The organism is Micrococcus luteus, from assembly GCF_022664405.1.
Taxonomy (GTDB): domain Bacteria; phylum Actinomycetota; class Actinomycetes; order Actinomycetales; family Micrococcaceae; genus Micrococcus; species Micrococcus luteus.
The window spans coordinates 13,481-32,229 of the sequence record NZ_JAKRLB010000008.1; the positions used below are offsets into that span (position 1 = coordinate 13,481).

The 18,749-nt window shown below is 74.4% G+C and carries 12 protein-coding genes and 1 other RNA gene; 8 read left to right on the top strand and 5 right to left on the bottom strand.

Annotated features, from left to right (window positions below; translation table 11 throughout):
• Window positions 1-20 precede the first annotated feature (20 nt).
• An RNA gene (gene ffs / locus MF605_RS05085) (signal recognition particle sRNA small type) lies at window positions 21-117 on the top strand.
• 16 nt (window positions 118-133) lie between these two features.
• A complete protein-coding gene (gluQRS, locus tag MF605_RS05090; RefSeq protein WP_061867553.1) occupies window positions 134-1,120 on the top strand; it encodes a tRNA glutamyl-Q(34) synthetase GluQRS in 987 nt (328 codons plus the stop codon).
• A 39-nt stretch (window positions 1,121-1,159) separates the two neighbouring features.
• On the opposite strand, the gene MF605_RS05095 is transcribed toward gluQRS, so the two are convergent.
• Window positions 1,160-1,825: a malonic semialdehyde reductase gene (locus MF605_RS05095; protein ID WP_049146682.1), complete on the bottom strand. Its 666-nt coding sequence runs from the start codon at window positions 1,823-1,825 to the stop codon at window positions 1,160-1,162.
• A 78-nt stretch (window positions 1,826-1,903) separates the two neighbouring features.
• Here MF605_RS05095 and MF605_RS05100 point away from each other — a divergent pair, with 78 nt between their 5' ends.
• Complete coding sequence (locus tag MF605_RS05100) at window positions 1,904-5,353, top strand: DNA polymerase III subunit gamma and tau (RefSeq protein WP_134416763.1); 3,450 nt, start codon at window positions 1,904-1,906, stop codon at window positions 5,351-5,353.
• Between the two features lie 115 nt (window positions 5,354-5,468).
• Complete coding sequence (recR, locus tag MF605_RS05105; protein WP_002856659.1) at window positions 5,469-6,068, top strand: recombination mediator RecR; 600 nt, start codon at window positions 5,469-5,471, stop codon at window positions 6,066-6,068.
• Window positions 6,069-6,111: 43 nt separating this feature from the next.
• Here recR and MF605_RS05110 read toward each other — a convergent pair whose 3' ends face one another.
• The gene (locus MF605_RS05110) at window positions 6,112-7,368 is read right to left on the bottom strand and encodes an ABC transporter permease (protein WP_078025398.1); all 1,257 of its coding nucleotides are present in this window, start codon (window positions 7,366-7,368) and stop codon (window positions 6,112-6,114) included.
• Window positions 7,365-8,378, bottom strand: coding sequence for an ABC transporter ATP-binding protein (locus MF605_RS05115; protein WP_078025399.1), 1,014 nt, complete (start codon window positions 8,376-8,378; stop codon window positions 7,365-7,367). The genes MF605_RS05110 and MF605_RS05115 overlap by 4 nt, the downstream gene beginning before the upstream one ends.
• A 228-nt stretch (window positions 8,379-8,606) precedes the next feature.
• On the opposite strand from MF605_RS05115, the gene MF605_RS05120 reads away from it, so the two are divergent.
• Window positions 8,607-9,893 (top strand): aspartate kinase, encoded by a 1,287-nt coding sequence (locus MF605_RS05120; protein WP_078025400.1) that lies wholly within the window; start codon window positions 8,607-8,609, stop codon window positions 9,891-9,893.
• A 236-nt stretch (window positions 9,894-10,129) separates the two neighbouring features.
• Here MF605_RS05120 and MF605_RS05125 read toward each other — a convergent pair whose 3' ends face one another.
• Window positions 10,130-13,114 (bottom strand): S8 family serine peptidase, encoded by a 2,985-nt coding sequence (locus MF605_RS05125; RefSeq protein WP_134416765.1) that lies wholly within the window; start codon window positions 13,112-13,114, stop codon window positions 10,130-10,132.
• Between the two features lie 266 nt (window positions 13,115-13,380).
• Here MF605_RS05125 and MF605_RS05130 point away from each other — a divergent pair, with 266 nt between their 5' ends.
• From MF605_RS05130 to MF605_RS05140, 3 genes are all read left to right on the top strand, one after another.
• Entirely contained in the window at window positions 13,381-14,460 is a 1,080-nt protein-coding gene (locus MF605_RS05130; RefSeq protein ID WP_134416767.1) for a 3-methyladenine DNA glycosylase, read from the top strand.
• 95 nt (window positions 14,461-14,555) lie between these two features.
• Complete coding sequence (locus MF605_RS05135; protein WP_078025403.1) at window positions 14,556-16,433, top strand: alpha/beta hydrolase; 1,878 nt, start codon at window positions 14,556-14,558, stop codon at window positions 16,431-16,433.
• A gap of 201 nt (window positions 16,434-16,634) precedes the next feature.
• Window positions 16,635-17,627 (top strand): GNAT family N-acetyltransferase, encoded by a 993-nt coding sequence (locus tag MF605_RS05140; protein ID WP_134416769.1) that lies wholly within the window; start codon window positions 16,635-16,637, stop codon window positions 17,625-17,627.
• Between the two features lie 221 nt (window positions 17,628-17,848).
• On the opposite strand, the gene MF605_RS05145 is transcribed toward MF605_RS05140, so the two are convergent.
• Window positions 17,849-18,211 (bottom strand): VOC family protein, encoded by a 363-nt coding sequence (locus MF605_RS05145; protein WP_020621445.1) that lies wholly within the window; start codon window positions 18,209-18,211, stop codon window positions 17,849-17,851.
• Window positions 18,212-18,749 lie beyond the last annotated feature (538 nt).

Genomic DNA, 18,749 nt, shown 5'->3' on the forward strand with positions numbered 1-18,749 from the left:
GCCACCCTGCTAGACTCTTCGACGGCCCCTCACGTGGTGTCATCTCGCTGAACTCCCCCAGGACCGGAAGGTAGCAAGGGTAGGTGGGCTCTGGCAGGTGCGTGAGGGGTCTTCACTTTCCCCAGGAGATCCCATGCCCGCCGGACGCTACGCCCCCTCCCCCACGGGAAGCCTGCACCTGGGCAACCTGCGCACCGCGCTCGTCGCGTGGCTCGCGGCGCGCGCCACGGACCGTGCCTTCCTGCTGCGGGTCGAGGACCTGGACCGCGTCCGCTCCGGGGCCGAGGCTGACCAGCGGGCGGACCTGGCCGCCGTCGGGCTGGACTGGGACGCCGAGCCGGTGCGCCAGTCCGAGCGCACCGCCCTGTACGACGCCGCCGTGGCCGCCCTGCGCGCCGCGCACGGCACGGACGCGGTCTACGAGTGCTTCTGCTCCCGCAAGGACATCGCCGAGGCGACGTCGGCCCCGCACCCGAGGCCCGACGACGGTGCCCCCGCCTCCGGCGGCACCGTGCCGCTGCGTCCGCCCGGCTTCTATCCGGGCACCTGCCGCGGCCTGACCGAGGCCGAGCGGGCCGAGCGACGGCGGGTGCGCCCCGCCGCCCTGCGGATCGATGCGGCGAAGGTCGCGGGCCTGCCGGCGGGCGAGACCCCGCGCGCCACCGCCGTGGACGTGCTGCACGGCGAGGTCACGGGCCTGGTCGACGACCTGGTGCTGCGCCGGAACGACGGGGCGTACGCGTACAACCTGGCCGTCGTCGTGGACGACCTGGCGCAGGGCGTGGACCAGGTGGTCCGCGGCGACGACCTGCTCGACTCGGCCCCGCGCCAGCGCTGGCTGGCCGAGGCGCTGTGCGCCGCGCGCGGGGAGCCGACGCCCGCGGTGGAGTACCTGCACGTGCCGCTCGTGCTGAACGCGGAGGGGCGGCGGCTGGCCAAGCGGGACGGCGCCGTGACCCTCGAGGACCTCTCCGCGCAGGACCCGGCGTGGACCCCCGAGCGGGTGCGGGACCGGCTGCTGGAGTCCCTCGGCCTGCCCGCGGGACCGCTGGCGGCCGCCGTGCCCGCGTTCGACCCGGCCGCCCTGCCGCGTGATCCGTGGGTGTTCACCGGGCTCTGAGCGGGCCGGCGCCCTGGTCCGCCGCAGGCCCGGCCCCGGTCAGAGGACCTGGGCGGCCTGGTCGAAGTCGAGGCGGCCCTGGCGGGGCTGCTGCGCCTTCTCGTCGTCTGCGGCGGCGTGGCCCACGTTGATCACCAGGAGGGACTTCCAGGCACGGTCCGCATGGAACTCGGCGTCCACGGCGGCGGCGTCGAACCCGGCCATGGGGCCGACCTCGAGCCCGTGGGCGCGCAAGGCCACGAGCAGGTAGCCCACCTGGATGAGCGCGTTCGTGCGGCCCATCCCCTCGCGCATGCCCGGCTTGCCCTCGGCATCCTCCTCGAAGCCCTCCCGGAACGGGGCGAGGTGGCCCATGTGGCGGTGCCAGTCGAGGTCGTAGGAGGCGATCAGCGTGAGCGGGGCGCGCTCCGTCTTCTCCCGGTTGAACTCGATCATCAGCGGAGCCAGGCGGGCGCGGGCCTCGGGGCTGTCCACGACGTCGAGCCGCAGCGGCTGGTTGTTCATGGCGGTCGGCGCCCAGCGGAGGTCCGCGTAGGCCCGCTCGATCAGCGCGAGGTCGACGGGCTCGTCCGAGAAGAGCTGCGTCGTGTGGCGGTCCGCGAAGAGGCGGTCGATCTCGGCCTGACTCAGCGGTCCCGCGTCCGGGGCCGGCTGCGTGGGGTGGATCGTGTCCTCGGCGTCGGTGTGCATGTGCGTGGTGGTCATGGGCCAGGGAACGGGCCGGCGGGCGTGCGCATTCCCCGGCTCCCTTAGCCCGTCCGCCCGCCGGATAGGCTTTCGAGGGTGAGCACCGCCCTGTATCGCCGCTACCGCCCGGACCGTTTCGAGGACGTGATCGGGCAGGACCATGTCACGGTCCCGCTGCGCACCGCACTGGCGAAGGACCGCGTGAACCACGCCTACCTCTTCTCCGGCCCGCGAGGCTGCGGCAAGACCACGTCCGCCCGCATCCTCGCGCGCTGCCTGAACTGCGCCCAGGGCCCCACGCCCACGCCGTGCGGCGAGTGCGACTCGTGCCGGGACCTGGCCACCGGCGGGCCGGGCTCGCTGGACGTGCTGGAGATCGACGCGGCCTCGCACGGCGGTGTGGAGGACGCCCGCGGCCTGCGCGAGCGGGCCACGTTCGCCCCGGTCCGGGACCGCTACAAGATCCTCATCATCGACGAGGCGCACATGGTCACCGCGGCGGGGTTCAACGCGCTGCTCAAGATCGTGGAGGAGCCGCCGGAGCACCTGAAGTTCATCTTCGCCACCACGGAGCCGGAGAAGGTCATCGGGACCATCCGCTCCCGCACCCACCACTACCCGTTCCGGCTCGTGCCGCCGGAGCCGCTCATCGCCTACCTCGAGCAGCTGTGCGCGGAGGAGGGCGTGTCCGTGGAGAAGGGCGTGCTGCCGCTCGTGGTGCGCGCCGGCACGGGCTCGGTGCGTGACACGCTCTCCGTGCTGGACCAGCTGATCGCGGGCGCCCAGGAGGGCCAGGTCTCGTACGAGCTCGCGGTGAGCCTGCTCGGCTTCACCCCGGAAGCCCTGCTGGACGACGTGATCGACGCCGTCGCCGCGGACGACACCCCCACCGTGTTCCGCGTGGTGGACCGCGTGGTGCAGTCCGGCCAGGACCCGCGCCGCTTCGTCGAGGACCTGCTGGACCGCTTCCGCGACCTCGTGATCGCCCGTGCCCTGCCGGAGGAGGCCGGGGCGATCCTGCACGGCATGCCGGAGGACCAGGTGCGGCGTCTGTCGGCGCAGGCCGCGCAGCTCTCCCGCGCGGAGCTCTCCCGCCTCGCGGACATCACCAACCTCGCGCTGACGGACATGGTGGGGGCCACCAGTCCCCGCCTGCACCTCGAGCTGCTCATGGCGCGCCTGCTGCTGCCTGCCTCGGACGAGACGCACCGCGGCCTGGCCGCCCGCCTCGAGGCCCTCGAACGGCGCCTCGAGCTCGGTGGCGCCGCGCCCATCGAGGACGGCGCCTCCGAGGGCACGACGACGCCGGCCCGGTCCGGCACGCCCGCCGCGGACGGCGGCGGATCGGCCGAGAACGCGGAGGGCTCCGGCACTCTGACCGGTGCCGCGCTCGCCCGGGCCGCCATGCGGCGGCCGGAGGAGCCCGCGCCGACCGCGTCCACCGCCCCGCCGGAGCGCTGGACGCCGCCTGCCCCGCAGTCCGTGGCAGAGGCGCCGGAGGGGGACGCCGCCGCCGGGGCCACGGGGTCCGAGCGTCCGCAGCAGGCGCCGCAGCCCAAGCGGCCCGAACCGGCTGAGGTCGGGGCCCCTTCCGGGGACACGCGCCGCCCGGAGGCCGGGAGCCGCCCCGAGCCTGAGGGCCGGCCCGAGCCTGAGGGCCGGCCCCAGGCTCAGGACCGCACCGGTGCCGCGCCGTCGAGCCCCGCTCCCGCCCCGGCGGCGAGCCAGGTGGAGATGATCCGCCGGGCCTGGCCGGACATCCTCACGGCCCTCGAGGACGCCTCACGCCTGGTGTGGATGCTGGTGAAGGACAACGCGAGCGTCGCGGGCTACGACGGCTCGTTGCTGACGATCGGCTTCCAGCAGGACGGGCCCCGCCAGTCGCTGCTCGGCCGGGGCGGCGACCGCGTGCTCGGCGAGGCCGTCCACCAGGTGCTCGGCATCCGCCCGCGGCTCGACCTGATCCTCGGTGGGGACGCGCCGACCGGGGACGCCCGCGCACAGTCCGGCGCTCGCCCGGCCGGCCCGGCGCGGACGGACCGGCCTGAGCGTCCGGCCCCGCAGCAGGGCCGGCCCGACCGACCGACGGCGCAGCCGAACCGGCCCGCTCCGGCACCGGGGCAGGCCCCGCGCGAGCCGGAGTCCTCCCGCCCCACCCCGCCGCGCTCCGCCGCACCCTCCACCGCGGAGGACGACCCGGCGCCGCCGGCGGCTCCGCCCCGGGCCACACAGCAGCGTCAGACGCCGGAGCCGTCCCCCGCCTGGACGCCCGCGGCTCCCGCCACCTCCTGGGGGCCGACGCCGACGTCGTCGACGACGCCCGCCCCCGCCCCGCCGGCGGACGGCTGGGGCGGCCCGGATGAGGAGCCGCCCGCCTGGGACGACGCTCCCCCGCCCGAGGAGGACCCGTGGGACTCGCTGCCCGCGTTCGACCCGGACGCGGAGCAGGACGACTCGGACGGCCCCGAGGGCTGGACCCCGCCGGCCCGCGACGCCGAGGAGCGGCCCGTCGGCGCCGCGGGCTGGGACGGCCCCGTGCCGTCGGTCGAGGACTGGGGCGCGCCGCCGCAGGCCGCACCGGCCCCCGGCGGCGCCGCGCCGGACGCCGGCCAGGACTCCCCGGTCCAGCCCGACGCCCCGACCCCCGGCGAGAGCGAGCCGAGCGCCGAGGAGGTCCGTCGGGCCTACGACCCGGGGCCGCTGGTCCGCGAGGAGGAGCACTCGATCCCCGTGTTCGCCCGTCCGGAGGCGGAGCTGCGCGCGGAGTTCGCGAAGCGCTTCGGCGCGACCCGTCCCGCCGGCTTCGACGACGGCGCGGGCGCGGCCGCGGACGGTGACTCCGCCCGGCCTGCCACGCCGTCGCCCGCCCCGGACGACGACGCAGCGGCCACGGAGCGACGCGATCCCCACCCGGCCGCCTCGGGCGCCGGCCCGTCCTCGGACGAGCAGCGGCGCCCCACGGGCGCGCCCACGGCCGACGCGACCCCCGATCCGGGCGTGCCCGCCGACGACGCGGACGCCACGCCGCGCACGGCTGCCGGCCCGACTGGTTCGGACTTCCCGGGCTCGGGCCATCCGGCGAGCATGTACCCGCGGCTCATGGAGCGGCTGCGGGCCGGAGGGCCCCTCGAGCCTCCGGTGAACGCGGGCTCGAGCGGCGGCGGCGGGACGGGCGGCGGCCCCGGCGCTCCCGGTGGCCCCGACCCGGACGCCTCGCCGGGCTCCCCCGCCGGGGGCCGGCCGAGCGCGGCCTCGCTCGGGGCGCGCCCCGCCGACGTCGAGCCCGCCGGGGGAGCCTCGGCGCCGCCGTCGTTCGACGCGCGGGCCGCGGCCATCCACGCCGCCCGCGAGGCCGCCCAGGGCCGCGGCCCGACCCGGCCCGCCGACACCGGCCCCGCCGCCCCGGCGACGTCCGGGGTGGGGTGGGAGGACGAGGTCGCCAGCGACGACGACGTCCCGCTCGAGGACTCGGGCCTCGTGGGCCGGGCCGTCGTCGAACGGGTGCTCGGCGGCCGTCTGCTCGAGGAACGCCCCAACGACGCCTGAGGCGAACGCGCCCGTACGCGGTCCGGGGCCGCGGGCATGATGGACGCGGCGCCGGACCACGGCGCCGCGTCGGGGCGCACGCCCCACGAGACGCACCATCGGACGAGGGAGACGGATGTACCAGGGCGCGGTGCAGGACCTGATCGACGAGCTCGGCCGCCTGCCGGGCATCGGGCCGAAGTCCGCCCAGCGCATCGCCTTCCACATGCTGGAGGCGGACCGGGAGGACATGCTGCGGCTCGCGGACGCCATCCGCACGGTCAAGGACAGGGTGCGGCTGTGCTCGGTCTGCTTCAACGTCTCCGAGGACGAGGTGTGCTCGCTCTGCCGGGATGAGCGCCGGGACCGCTCCCAGATCTGCGTGGTCGAGGAGTCGCAGGACGTCATGGCCATGGAACGCACCCGCGCCTTCCAGGGCCGCTACCACGTGCTCGGCGGGGCCATCAATCCGATCGCCGGCATCGGCCCCGAGCAGCTGCACGTCCGCGAGCTGCTCACCCGGCTGCAGGACGAGGCCGTGCAGGAGGTCATCCTCGCCACGGATCCCAACCTCGAGGGCGAGGCCACGGCCACCTACCTCGGCCGACTCCTCGGCGCCACGGGCATCCGCGTCACGCGCCTGGCCTCCGGTCTGCCCGTCGGCGGGGACCTCGAGTACGCGGACGAGGTCACCCTCGGCCGTGCCTTCGAGGGACGCCGCCTGATCAGCGGCTGACACCGGCCGGCGTCGAACAGGTCCCGCCCGACGCCGGCCCGGCTCAGGCCACGCGCGTGCCGGCGGGCAGCCGCCCGGCCGGGGTGTCCAGGCGACGGTGGCCCCACCAGCCCAGCCCGGCCACCAGCACACCCTGCATCGCCAGACCGAGCGGCCACACCGGCCAGGTGCCCTGCCGGTCCGGCACGCCGCTCTGGTCGAGACCGCGCAGCTCGCCGTCGAGGCACTCGACGTCCCGGACGGGGTCGCGCTGGGTCCAGCGCAGGCCCACGGACAGCAGGTTGAGCGGCCCGGGTTCCGCCCGGGTCCCGTCCTCGAGGAGCCCGCCCTCCCAGGGGGAGGCATCCGCGAGCACGGCGTACGGGTTCGCCGCGAGCAGCCATCCGCTGCGCCGCGGGTCGGGGATCGTCCGGGTGGTCACCGGGCCGACGCACCGGTCGGCGATCCCGTCGTACAGCTCCGGGTGTGCCGCCTCCCACTCGGCCCAGGCCTGCTCGGCCTCCTCCGGGGTCATCTTCTCGAGCTCCGCCTCGGTGAACGGCTCCGCCGTCGTGGAGCCGTAGTCGGCCTCGTTGGCCCGCACCTCGGTCTGCAGGAACTGCAGGGACAGCCCGAAGGCCACCAGGGTGCCGATCGTCAGCGCCGCCACGATCAGGTACGTCACCACGACGGCGAACAGCGTGCGCCCGGCGATCGCCGAGACGGCCACGCCGATCCCCGCGATCATGCCGAACTCCACGAGGATCATCACGAGCCCCACCAGCACGGCCCACGGGGACACGCGCCCCACCACGGCTGCGACCGCCAGCCACGGCAGCGCCGCCGCGGGGAACGCGGCGGAGGCGATCCACGCGGCCAGCCACTTGCCCGCCATCAGGTGCCCGGTCCGCAGCAGGGTGACCTGGGTGATGGCCAGGGTGCCGCCGGCACGGTCGCCCGAGATCGCGTTGGCCGCCAGGGCGGGCGAGACCAGCAGCGAGAGGGTGAGGACGAAGAGCAGGACGCCGTCGAAGAGCGTCCGCCCCAGGGCGCGCATCTGCTGCTCCGCCAGCTCCGGCTCCAGGCCGGACGCCTCCATCTCCGCCACGCCCAGGCCGCGCAGCCCGAGGGCGCCGAGGGTCACCGCCCCCACCACCACGAAGAAGACGCCCAACAGCACGTACCAGCCACGCGAGCGCAGCCGCTGACGCAGTTCCATGCCCACCACGGTGGCCACGGCCTGGGCCGCGCCGAGGCGTCCCCCCGGCTGCGGCTGCGGCGGGCGGCGGTCGTGGATCGAGGTCGCGACGGCGGTGCTCACGGCCGGTCTCCTTCGGTGCGGGGGCCCTCCAGATGGAGGCCCAGGTAGGCGTTCTCGAGGCGGGAGCCCTCCGGGGCGAAGTGGCTGACGAGCACACCCTCGCGCACGAGGTCCGCGAGCAGCGCGGCCGCGGCGGCCTCACCCCGCAGCTGCACCACGACGCCGTCCCGGCGCTGGCCCGCGCCGGCGCCGGTGGCCGCGGTGACGGTCAGGCCGCGGGTCTCGAGGGCGCGGATGAGGGTGTCCCGGGCCGTCGGGTCGGGTCCGGCGATCCGGTAGGGGCGGGCGAGGTCGTCGGCGGCGCGGAACTCCTGGGTGGCCACCGTGGCGCCCTCACGGAGGAACACGGCGCGGTCGGACATCTCCTCGAGCTCGGCGAGCACGTGGGAGGAGACGAGCACGGCGGTGCCGGCTGCGGCCATGGCGCGCAGGTCATCCCGCAGCCGGATGCGGGCGGCCGGGTCGAGGCCGTTGGCGGGTTCGTCCAGGAGCAGGACGGAGGGCCGGTGCACGGTGGCCCGAGCCAGGGACAGGCGCTGCTGCTGGCCGCGGGAGAGCACGCGGGCGGGCCGGTGGGCGAACTCCGTGAGCTCGACCCACGCGAGCTGCTCGTCCGCGCGCGCCGACGCCTCCGCCTTCCCCATGCCGTAGAGCCGTCCCAGGCTGGCGAGGATGTCGTGGCAGGTCAGCTCTTCCCACACGCCCAGGGTGTCGGGCATCCAGCCGAGCCGCCGCCGGGCCTCGACGGGCTCGCGCACCGCGTCCACCCCGGCCACGGACACGGCGCCGGCGTCCGGGCGCAGCAGGGTGGCCAGGATCAGCAGGAGCGTGGTCTTGCCCGAGCCGTTCGGGCCGACGAGGGCCGTCACGGAGCCGGCAGGCACGGTGAGGGAGACGTCCCGCACCGCATGGACGGCGCCGAACGAGCGGGCGAGGCCGTGGGCCACGATCCCGTCGTGGGCGGCCACCCCCAGGACGGGTGAGGCGGGCGGGGGTGCTGGAGCGGTCATGGCCCCATCCTTGCCGCGCCGTGCACGGACGCGGATCCACCCGGGGGATGATCCCGGCGCCGATCCCGGCCCGACCGGGGTCGCAGGCGAGGCCGCGGGCGCCGTCGTCCCGGCCTGCGGCGGGCGCCGGGTCCAGCATCCGGAACAGGGGTTCACCTGGCGGACCCGCGCGGGTGCGCGCCCCTAGACTTGGCCCGAACCGACCCTCGACCCTGTCCGGAGCGACCCATGAGTCTCATCGTCCAGAAGTTCGGCGGCTCCTCCGTGGCCGACGCCGCCGGCATCCAGCGCGTGGCCCGCCGCATCGCGGACACGGTACGGGCCGGGAACCGCGTGTGCGTCGTGGTCTCGGCCATGGGCGACACCACGGACGAGCTGCTCGACCTCGCCGCCGAGCTCACGCAGGACGCGCCCGCGCGCGAGATGGACATCCTGCTCTCGGCCGGCGAGCGCATCTCCATGTCCCTGCTGGCGATGGCGATCCACGCCGAGGGCGTCGAGGCCCGCTCCTACACCGGCTCCCAGGCCGGCATGCTGACGGACACCTCGTACGGCCGGGCCCGGATCGTCAAGGTCAACCCCCACCGCGTGCAGGAGGCCCTCGACGCCGGCCGCGTGGCCATCGTGGCCGGGTTCCAGGGCATGAGCCCCGAGTCCAAGGACATCACCACCATGGGCCGCGGCGGCTCGGACACCACCGCCGTCGCCCTCGCCGCCGCGCTCGGCGCGGACGTGTGCGAGATCTACACGGACGTGGACGGCGTCTACTCGGCGGACCCGCGCGTCGTACCGACCGCCCGCAAGCTCACCGAGCTCTCCTCCGAGGAGACCCTCGAGATGGCGGCCTCCGGATCCAAGGTGCTGCACCTGCGCTCCGTGGAGTACGCGCGCCGCTTCGGCGTGCCGCTGCACGTGCGCTCCTCCTTCTCCGACCATGAGGGCACCTGGATCATGCCCGACCCGAACGACACCATCACCCTTCAGGAAGGCGCTCCCATGGAACAGCCCATCGTCTCCGGCGTCGCCCACGACCGCTCCGAGGGCAAGGTCACGATCGTCGGCGTCCCCGACGTGCCCGGCAAGGCCGCCGAGATCTTCCGCGTGATCGCCGTGTCCAACGTGAACATCGACATGATCGTGCAGAACATCTCCCGCGAGGGCTCGGGTCGCACGGACATCTCCTTCACCCTGCCGATCGTGGAGGGCAAGGACGCCATGGCCGCCCTGCGCGCCGCCCAGGACCGGATCGGCTTCCAGGACATCGTCTCGGACCCGGAGATCGGCAAGCTCTCGCTGATCGGCGCGGGCATGCGCTCCAACCCGGGCGTCTCCGCCACCTTCTTCAAGGCCCTCGCCGACGCCGGCGTGAACGTGGACCTCATCTCCACCTCGGAGATCCGCATCTCCGTGGTCACCGCCGAGAGCAAGCTCGACGACGCCGTCCGCGCCGTGCACGCCGCCTTCGGCCTCGACGCCGAGGAGGAGGCCACGGTCTACGGCGGCACCGGCCGCTGACGCCGCACCCGCCGCTGCCCCACCGCCCGGGCGACTTTTGAACGTGAAATGGGGCGAATGGACGCTTTCGAACGTGAGATAGGGCCTATCCCACGTTCGAAAGCGAGGGGGCGGGGCGCTTCCACCCTCCCCCGCCCACCACGACGCCGGCCCCGCACCTTCAGCGTGAAGGTGCGGGGCCGGCGTCGTGCGGGGGTCCCTCCCGTTCCGTCAGCGAGGACGGAGGGGGTGGGCGGTCACGGGACCTGGACGGTCACGTCGGTCGTGATGCCCGCGTCCCAGGTGACGAGTCCCTTCCAAGTGCCCGAGGTCAGGCCGGACCAGGAGAGGGTCGCCTCGGTGGCCTTGCCCGAGGTCACGGGGACCGGGTTCGGGGAGACGGTGAGGTTGCCGGCGTCCTCGCGCAGCTTCAGCGTCTCGAGGGTGCCGGTGTCCTTGCCGCCGTTGGCCGCGTACAGGTGGCCGACCACGGTGTAGGCGCCCGGGACGGGGTTCGCGATCGTCAGCGTCTCGGACTCGTCCGCGGTCGCCCGGGAGAGCTGCTTGCCCTCGGGGGTGATCACGTACAGGTCCCAGTCGGCGCCGGCGGCGCCCGCGTTGATCGAGGCCACCAGGGACTTGGTGCCCTCCTCCACGGTCACCGTGGACACGGCCAGTGCGCTGGACTCGAGCGAGTTGCTCGCGATGGCGGCGGCCACGGTGGAGTCCACCTTGCCCAGGCCCAGGACCTGCGGGGTCAGCTCACCGGTCACGCCGGGGGTGATCTCCACGTCGGCGGAGCCGGTGGCGCCGGAGCCCTCGACGGCGGAGGTGACGGTCGCGGACTTCGCCTTGACGGTGACCGGGGAGGTCACCTCCGGGACGGCCTTGCCCTTGGCGGTGGTCCAGGACATGGAGCCGTGGGTCCAGGTGTTCACCGCGGCGTCGGTGCGGGTGACGGTCAGCTCGACGTCGGCGGACTGGCCGGCCTTCAGGTCCAGCACGGCCGGGGAGGCGGTCACCTCGAAGCCGGGCACGTTCGCAGAGAACCGCCAGCGGCCGTTCTCCAGGGCGGTCACGGTGCGGGTCACGGTGGCCGAGCCGACGACGTCGGGGATCGCCAGGGACGGGACGTTCACGTCACGGCCGGCGATGTCGCCGCGCAGCAGCGCGTCCCACTGCTCCTTGCCGGAGTCGTAGACCAGGCCCGGACGGGCGGCGGCGGCCGGATCGGCGGAGCCGGCACCCGTGGCGAAGTTGTCCGTGTTCACGGTGCCGTCGGCGTTGTACACGTCGCCGGCGGTGGTCATGAGGGCGGACTTCACGGCCATCGGGGACCAGGCCGGGTACTTGCCGATCAGCAGCGTGGCCATGCCGGCCAGGTTCGGCGAGGCCATGGACGTGCCGGACATCAGGCCGAACGTGTTGCCGTGGTAGTCGGGGTCCAGCGGGGAGACGCCGGCGATCACGTTCACACCGGGGGCGGCGAGGTCGGGCTTCAGGAGCTCCTGGTTCACGGCGTTGGCCGGGCCGCGGGAGGAGAAGCCGGCGATCTGGGGCAGCGGGTCCTCCGGCAGGCCGGTGGTGTCGCCCGGGACGACCGTGGCGGTGAGGTCGGAGGACTTCACCTTCTCGATCACGCCGTTGTCGTTCATGTGCACGGTCGGCACCGCGTGGATGTCCGCGTCCAGCGAGCCGGACGGGGTGTTCACGAGGATCATGCCGACGCCGCCGGCCTCCTCCACCACCTGCGACTTCTCGGTGCGGGCGTTCCCGCCGCGCTCGCAGAGCACGATCTTGTCGGCGGCCTCCTCGGTGAGTCCGCCGGGCAGGCAGAGACGCGCGGCCTCGGCGTCGCCGGCGGCGACCTCGGACGCGTGGATGACCTCGGCCGGGCCCACGCCGGTGCGGGCCGAGGAGGCGCCCCGGAGCTGCGTGCCGTCGGAGAACTGCACGGTGGCGGTGAGCTCGTTGGAGAACGTCTCCGCGGCCACGGTGGTCAGCCACGGGGAGCCGTGGTTCACGGTGTTCGGGCCGGGGCCGGAGTTGCCGCCGGAGGCGGCCACGAAGATGCCGGCCTCGGCGGCGGACTTGAAGGCCATGGCCACCGGGTCCACGATCGAGGTGTTGGAGCCGGAGATCGAGTAGTTCAGCACGTCCACGTTGTTCTCGATGGCCTGCTCGACGGCGGCCACGGAGGCGGAGGTGTAGCAGCCGCCGGTGTCCGGGTCGGTGTCCTCCCAGCAGATCTTGTAGGAGATCAGGTGGGCGGCCGGGGCCACGCCCGCGCCCTCGCCGAAGGAGTCGTCGTCGATGGTCTGCTCCACCCCGGTGTTGCCGAGGATGGTGGTGGCCACGTGGGTGCCGTGGGAGAACACGCCCAGCGGGGAGATGCGCTCCTCCGGGGCCCGCTCGTCCACCGGGACGAAGCGCTCGAAGTCCTCCGAGAAGGCGTAGGCGCCGATCAGCTTGGAGTCGCACGACGACGCCGGGAAGTCCGGGCCGGTCTCGCACTCGGCCGTGGCGGTGGTGCCGTCCGCCTTGAGCACGGCGATCTGGCCGTCCGCGGTGCGGTACGGCACGCCGACCTTGGCCTTGCCCTTGAGCGGCTGGACGGGCTGACCGTCGATGAACGGGTTGTCCGGGTGGATGCCGGAGTCGATGACGCCGACCACCACGCCCTTGCCCGCGTTCTCGGCCTTGCCGTACACGGACTTCCAGGTGCCCTTCTTGCCGGGCAGGCCGAGGAACTCGGTGGAGCTGTAGTCCGGGGCCACCTGCTCGTCCGGTGCGACGCCGAGCACGGCCGGGTCCTTCGCGATCGCCTGGGCCTCCTCGGCGGTCAGCTCGGCGACGAACGCGTTCACGGCGCGCTGGAAGGAGATCTCGGCCTTGGCGCCGTGGGCCTTCGCGACCTTCGCCTGCTGGCGCTGGAGCTTGGCCTCGTAGTTCTTCACGCGCGGGTGCGAGGGGTCGAACTTCGCCTTCGGGGCGGCGCCCGGAACGGCGCCGGCCTCGGGGGCGGTCACCGACGGCTGGTCCTTCAGGACCACGAAGTAGCGGCCGTCCTCGAACTGCTGCTGGACCTGCACCTCGCCCTGCGGGCTGGAGACGGTGCTGCCGTCGGGCAGTTCGACGGCGGTGGCCGACACCGCGAACGCGGGAGCGGCCACGAGGCTCGCGCCGGCGACGGCCGCGGCCAGGGCCCGACGGCGTCGGGCAGGGGTGGGGTTCTGAGGCATTGCCTCCGCCTTTCTCATCAAGGTCCGCCCAGCTCTCACCCGTGGCACGCCGGCGGGGATGACGCCGGGGGACGGGGAGATCGGCGCCCATGTGATGGGCACCACAGCGAGACATGTGCAATCTACCGTCCGGTAGGGCGTTTGACCAGATCTTTGCCAGGCAACGTCCAGGACCGTCGAATAAGGACCGCCGGAGCACACTCCCCGCGTCGGCGTCGCGGACCCGTTCGCTCCCGAGGAGCGCCACGGGGGAGGATGGTGGGGCCATGCCCGAGCCACGCACCGCCCCCACGCCCGCCGAGACCCCGCCGACCGCCGTCGTCGCCCTGCCCGCCGACGTGTGGCGGGCCCACGCGCGGGCGCACCGCGAGCGCATCGCCCGACGCACGGACCCGCTGGTGGCCCTGCGGATGCGGGGCGAGAAGCACCCGGTGCAGGACTTCCTCTTCGGCTACTACACGCACTCCCCCGCCGCACTGCAGCGCTGGCACCCCGGGCCCGGGGTCCTCCTCGCGGACGACGACGGCGCCGCGGCCCGCGCCGAGGCGGCCGAGCTGGGCGCGACCCCACGGGGCGAGTGGAAGCACTACCGGCGCGTCGAGGCCGCTGAGGTGGCGGGCGCCGTCGTCGACGGCCGCCCGGTGGGCGGCTGGCTGGTGGACGTGGCGGCGGTGCTCGCCGACCGCGCGTCAGGGGTGGCGTTCACGCGGGAACTGCTCGCGCGCACGGCGGAGCGGGCGCCGCGCCTGGGCTGCTTCGGGCTGCACGAGTGGGCGATGGCGTACCGCTCGGACGTGCACGGGGTGCGGCACTCCCAGCTGCCGCTGCGGCTCGGGGCCGAGGGGACGGACGCGGTGGTGGAGGGCTCGCGGATCCGGTGCACGCACTTCGACGCGTTCCGGTTCTTCGCGCCCGAGGCCCGCGACCGCAACGAGGGCGACGACGGCGTCCTGCCCACGCGCGCCGGGATGCGGGAGATGGAGCAGCCCGGCTGCCTGCACGCGGGGATGGACCTGTACAAGTGGTCGTACAAGCTGGTGCCGGTGGTCGACTCGGACCTGCTCGCGGACTGCTTCGACCTCGCGTGGGACATCCGCCGGCTGGACATGGAGGCCTCGCCGTACGACCTGACCGGAGTGGACGACCTCTCCGACGGGCGCGGCGGCTACGCGGCCGTGCGGATCGAGGAGCCGGCCGGGCGTGCCGAGTACGCGCGGCGACAGCGCGAGTTCGCCGCGCGGGGCCAGTCGCTGCGGGTGCGGCTGCTGGCGGTGCTGGACGCGGCCGCGGGGGCGGCCCCCGGGGCCCGGCCGGACACGGAGTGGACGTCCAGCGCGCGTCCATGATTACGATGGCTTCCACACAGGCTGTGAGGCGCATCACTCGCGTCATCCGGTGACCGCCCCGGCCCTCTCCGCACCGAACGACTCGAGGACCTGACGTGACCAGAACCGTTCCAGCTCGCCGCCGCACCACGCTCGCCGCCGCCGTCGCGGCCGTCTCGCTCGCCGTCACGGCCGCCGCCCCCGCGCTCTCCGCGCCCGGCAACGGCAACGGCAACGGCAACGGCAACGGGTCCGCATCGCAGGGTCAGGCCCGCTCCAACGACCTCTCCGCCACGCGCGGCAACAAGGTCAACGACGCCGCCGCGCTCGCGCCGCACCTCGTGGGCCAGACGCTGGACTGGGAGGCCTGCGACTTCGGCAGCGAGCGCCTCAACGCCCGGTTCAACGCGATCCCCGGCACCGCGTGCGCCGACGTCACGGTGCCGCGGGACTGGAAGAACCCCGAGGACGGCCACACCATCACCCTGCGCGTGGCCAAGACCGAGACCTCGAAGGGCAACCCGGAGCGCCAGGGCATCGCACTGGTGAACCCCGGCGGCCCGGGCGGCTCCGGCCTGCCCTGGGGCCCCGCCATGGCCGAGCGCGCCCCGGAGCTCGCCGAGCAGTACGACTTCATCGGCTTCGACCCCCGCGGCGTGGGCCAGTCCACCGCCCTGGAGTGCACCTACACGCCGAACCCCGAGCACGACGTGTGGCAGGACACGAAGGCCCAGGTCGACGCGTGCCTCGAGAACGAGCTCACCCCCTACATCACCACCGAGCAGACCGTGTACGACATGGACTTCATCCGCGCCGTCCTGGGCGAGGAGAAGACCTCCTACATCGGCTACTCGTACGGCACCTGGCTGGGCAGCTGGTACCAGCGCGTCTTCCCCCAGCACACGCACCGGTTCCTGCTGGACTCCGCCGTCGACATCTCCCGCGACGGGCTCCAGACCACCTGGGACCTGCAGCCGCGCTCCCGCGACCGCCAGTTCCAGGACGCGATGCTCCCCTACGTGGCCCGGCACGACGAGATCTTCGGCCTCGGGGACAACCCGATGCAGATCCGGCAGCGCTGGGAGGACGTGGGCGGCACCCGCACCCAGCTCGGCATGATCGTCGCCGGCTCGTTCCTGCTGCCGGCCATGTACGACACGTCCCAGTACCTCGACGCCGGGTCCGTCATCGCCGCCTACATCCGCATCATGGAGTCCGAGGCCGCGGCCACGGACCCCGCGGGGCAGCGCACCCAGATCGAGCGCATCCTGGCCGAGGCCCGTGCGTCGCTGCCGGCCGAGGAGCGCGACTCCTTCGACCGCTTCGCCGCCCGCGGCCTGGAGACCGTGGGCGAGCGCGAGCAGCTCGTCGCCGCCACCCAGGCCGGTGACGCCGTCACCTTCGAGGGCGCGTTCTCGGCGATCCGCTGCCAGGACGGCCAGTGGAACACCTCGCAGGGATACTGGACCTCGTGGGTGGACGACCTCGGCCGCAAGGCCCCGTGGATCGGTGTGCTGATGGGCCCGTCGGAGTGCATGTACTGGCCCGCCCAGACCTCCATGCCCGCCCAGCCCGGTGGCAAGGGCGCCCCGAACACCGTGATCGTGCAGTCCGAGCTGGACGCGGCGACCCCGTACGAGGGCGGCCACCGCGCCGCCGGCGTGCTGCGCAACACGTCCCTGATCTCCGTGGACAACGAGGGCACCCACGGCCTGTTCCCGTACCGCACCGAGTGCGTGGACGCGCCCATCCGTGACTACTTCCTGACCGGCGCCCAGCCGGCCGAGAAGTCGCTGTGCGACGCCGTCCCGCTGCCGCTCGAGACCCAGCCGGTCCAGGTGGCCGGGACCCCGACGCACAAGGGCGACATCAAGATCTCGATGCGCACCGACGCCGTGCGCGAGGCCAACCGGATCACCCACGACGCGATCGAGCGTCAGCTGATCGACTCCCGCGCGGTGACCCCGGACGTCGAGGCCTTCCTGGAGGACTGACGACCCGGTCACCCGGTACCCGGTCCGCCCCCACGGCCCGGCGACTCCCCCGCGGAGACGCCGGGCCGTCGTCATGCCCGGGGAGGCCCTGCAACGCTGGTTGGGTTGTCGCGGGTGCCGCCGCCCCACACCCCCGATAACTCAACCCGCGATGGGCAGCCGGAGGGGTGGCGTCGACGCCGAGGCCGATAGCCTCGCGCCATGATCCTGCACATCACCCTCCCGGAGGACTGGGCCGCCGCGCGTCGCACCGGCCGCTACACGGCGTCGACGCGCGGCGCCTCGATCGACGACGTCGGCTTCCTCCACGCCTCCGACGACGCCGCCCAGGTAGGAGTCGTCGGCGCGGCGATCTACCCGGACCGGCCCGACGCGTTCGTCGTCGGCCTGGACGAGGACGAACTGGCGGGGGCCGGCCTGCGGGTGCGGCGCGAGCCGGGAGACCCCTCCGATCCCCACTCGGCCGAGTTCCCGCACGTCTATCCGGGCGGGGCCGCCTCCGGGCACATCCCGTGCTCGATGCTCACCCCCGTGACCGACCCACGGGCGGACGCCCGCGTGCACCGCGAAGACTCGGCCGAGGCCGCTGCGCTGCTCGACGCCGGGTGGAGCGTGCGATCCCGCTCCTGGGGCGCGCGCCTCCACCTCGACGACGACGCCGACCTGGCGCCCTACCGTGGCCACATCGCGGCGGCCGAAGCGCGGGGAATCGAGGTGCGGAGACTGACCGCCGTCGACCTGCCTGCCCTGCGCGCCCTCGACGAGGAAGCGGCTCCCCGATTCCCGCACACCGACGGCTCCCGTCACGAGCCGCTGCCGGACGACCTCGAGGCCCGACTGTCCACCCCAGAGGGGCTCGCCGTGGGGGCCTTCGAGGGAGGCGTGCTCATCGGATTCACCCTGACGTTCCGCTCCCCTGCCCGGTGGGAGGTCGACCGCACCGCGGTCGCGGCCGAGCACGAGAACCGTGGCGTGGCGAAGGCCGTCAAGGCGGCGACCGTCCTGGCGACCCATGCCCGCGGTGGGCGCGAGTGGGGAACCGGCGGCGCCGAGTCCAACGCGGCGTCCCTGCGGATGAACGCGGCCCTCGGGTTCCGTCTCGAGCCTGCCTGGCTCGGGCTGACCCCGCCCACGACGTGGGAGGAGTTCGCGCGGGCCCCGGCGTCAAGCTCCCTTGACGACAAGGTCACTTGACTGTCAAGCTTGCTTCACAACGTCCGGTCGGACGGCCCCCACAGAGCCTCCGAGGCGGGCCGGGCCACCGGCCCAGGGCATCGACCACAGGAGGGCCCCATGACCACTAACCACTCCCGCCACACCACCGCCGCCGCGGACGGCCCGGGCACCCGGTACCCGGTCCGCCCCGACGGCCCGGCGACTCCCCCGCGGAGACGCCGGGCCGTCGTGGGGTCGGCTCAGCCGTCGAGGATGCAGAACTCGTTGCCCTCGGGGTCGGCGAGGACGGCCCAGCCGAGGTCGACGCGGCGGTCGTCGACCATCGCGGCGCCGAGGGCGAGCGCCCGCTCGATCTCGGCGTCGCGCGTCGAGCCGGCGGCCGCGCGCAGGTCCATGTGGGCGCGGTTCTTCACGCGCTTGGCGTCCGGGACGCGGAAGAAGAGGACGACCTGCCCGTCAGGGCCGACGAGTGAGCACTCGTCCGACCCCGGGCGGTAGAGGTGAGGCTCGTCGACCTCCCAGCCGAGCAGCGCGCGCCAGAACTCGGCGATGGCGTGGGGGTCCAGCGCGTCCCACGTGGTGTGAGAGAGACGGAGGGACATGGCGGCTCCTCAGGAACGGGCCGGGGCGGGCGGGGACGACTCCACGCGAGCCAAGGGCGCGGCACCCCGGGCAAGGCGGGTTGACTTGTCACGGGTATTCACCGCCCAGACCCGCGACAAGTCAACCCGCGTTGGCCGGACGGGCGGACGGACGGCGGAGGGCCGGGTCACCCGCGGATGTGTCGCATCACGAGCCGCGGGATCGCGCTGCGCGGGCTGATGCTGCACCACGCGACGGGCTCGCCGTCCGAGTACCGACGACGCCGGGCGCAGGCTCCCCCGCAGCGAGCGCCCGCATGGTGTCCTCGCGGGGGTCGCCGGGCGCGTGCCTCTGCGGCGCTGAGAGCCGGGGGGACAGGCACCAGCAGTGCGTGGCGCGGCGGTTCGGGTTGACGACGTGCGCGAAGTCGTCGAAGCGGTCGGCGGTGAGCGGGTGCACCTCGAAGGCCATGCGGCCAGCATCGTGGGCGGCGGTGGAGGCGTCCACGGCGAGGCCCAGCTCCGCCGCCGCCCTGTCGGGCCACCGTCAAGCAGACTT

What these genes read in the sequence shown, in the direction of transcription:
- gluQRS (WP_061867553.1), top strand. Translation starts at nt 134, where the DNA reads ATGCCCGCCGGACGCTACGCCCCCTCCCCCACGGGAAGCCTGCACCTG.
- MF605_RS05095 (WP_049146682.1), bottom strand. Translation starts at nt 1,825, where the DNA reads ATGACCACCACGCACATGCACACCGACGCCGAGGACACGATCCACCCC.
- recR (WP_002856659.1), top strand. Translation starts at nt 5,469, where the DNA reads ATGTACCAGGGCGCGGTGCAGGACCTGATCGACGAGCTCGGCCGCCTG.
- MF605_RS05115 (WP_078025399.1), bottom strand. Translation starts at nt 8,378, where the DNA reads ATGACCGCTCCAGCACCCCCGCCCGCCTCACCCGTCCTGGGGGTGGCC.
- MF605_RS05120 (WP_078025400.1), top strand. Translation starts at nt 8,607, where the DNA reads ATGAGTCTCATCGTCCAGAAGTTCGGCGGCTCCTCCGTGGCCGACGCC.
- MF605_RS05125 (WP_134416765.1), bottom strand. Translation starts at nt 13,114, where the DNA reads ATGCCTCAGAACCCCACCCCTGCCCGACGCCGTCGGGCCCTGGCCGCG.
- MF605_RS05130 (WP_134416767.1), top strand. Translation starts at nt 13,381, where the DNA reads ATGCCCGAGCCACGCACCGCCCCCACGCCCGCCGAGACCCCGCCGACC.
- MF605_RS05140 (WP_134416769.1), top strand. Translation starts at nt 16,635, where the DNA reads ATGATCCTGCACATCACCCTCCCGGAGGACTGGGCCGCCGCGCGTCGC.
- MF605_RS05145 (WP_020621445.1), bottom strand. Translation starts at nt 18,211, where the DNA reads ATGTCCCTCCGTCTCTCTCACACCACGTGGGACGCGCTGGACCCCCAC.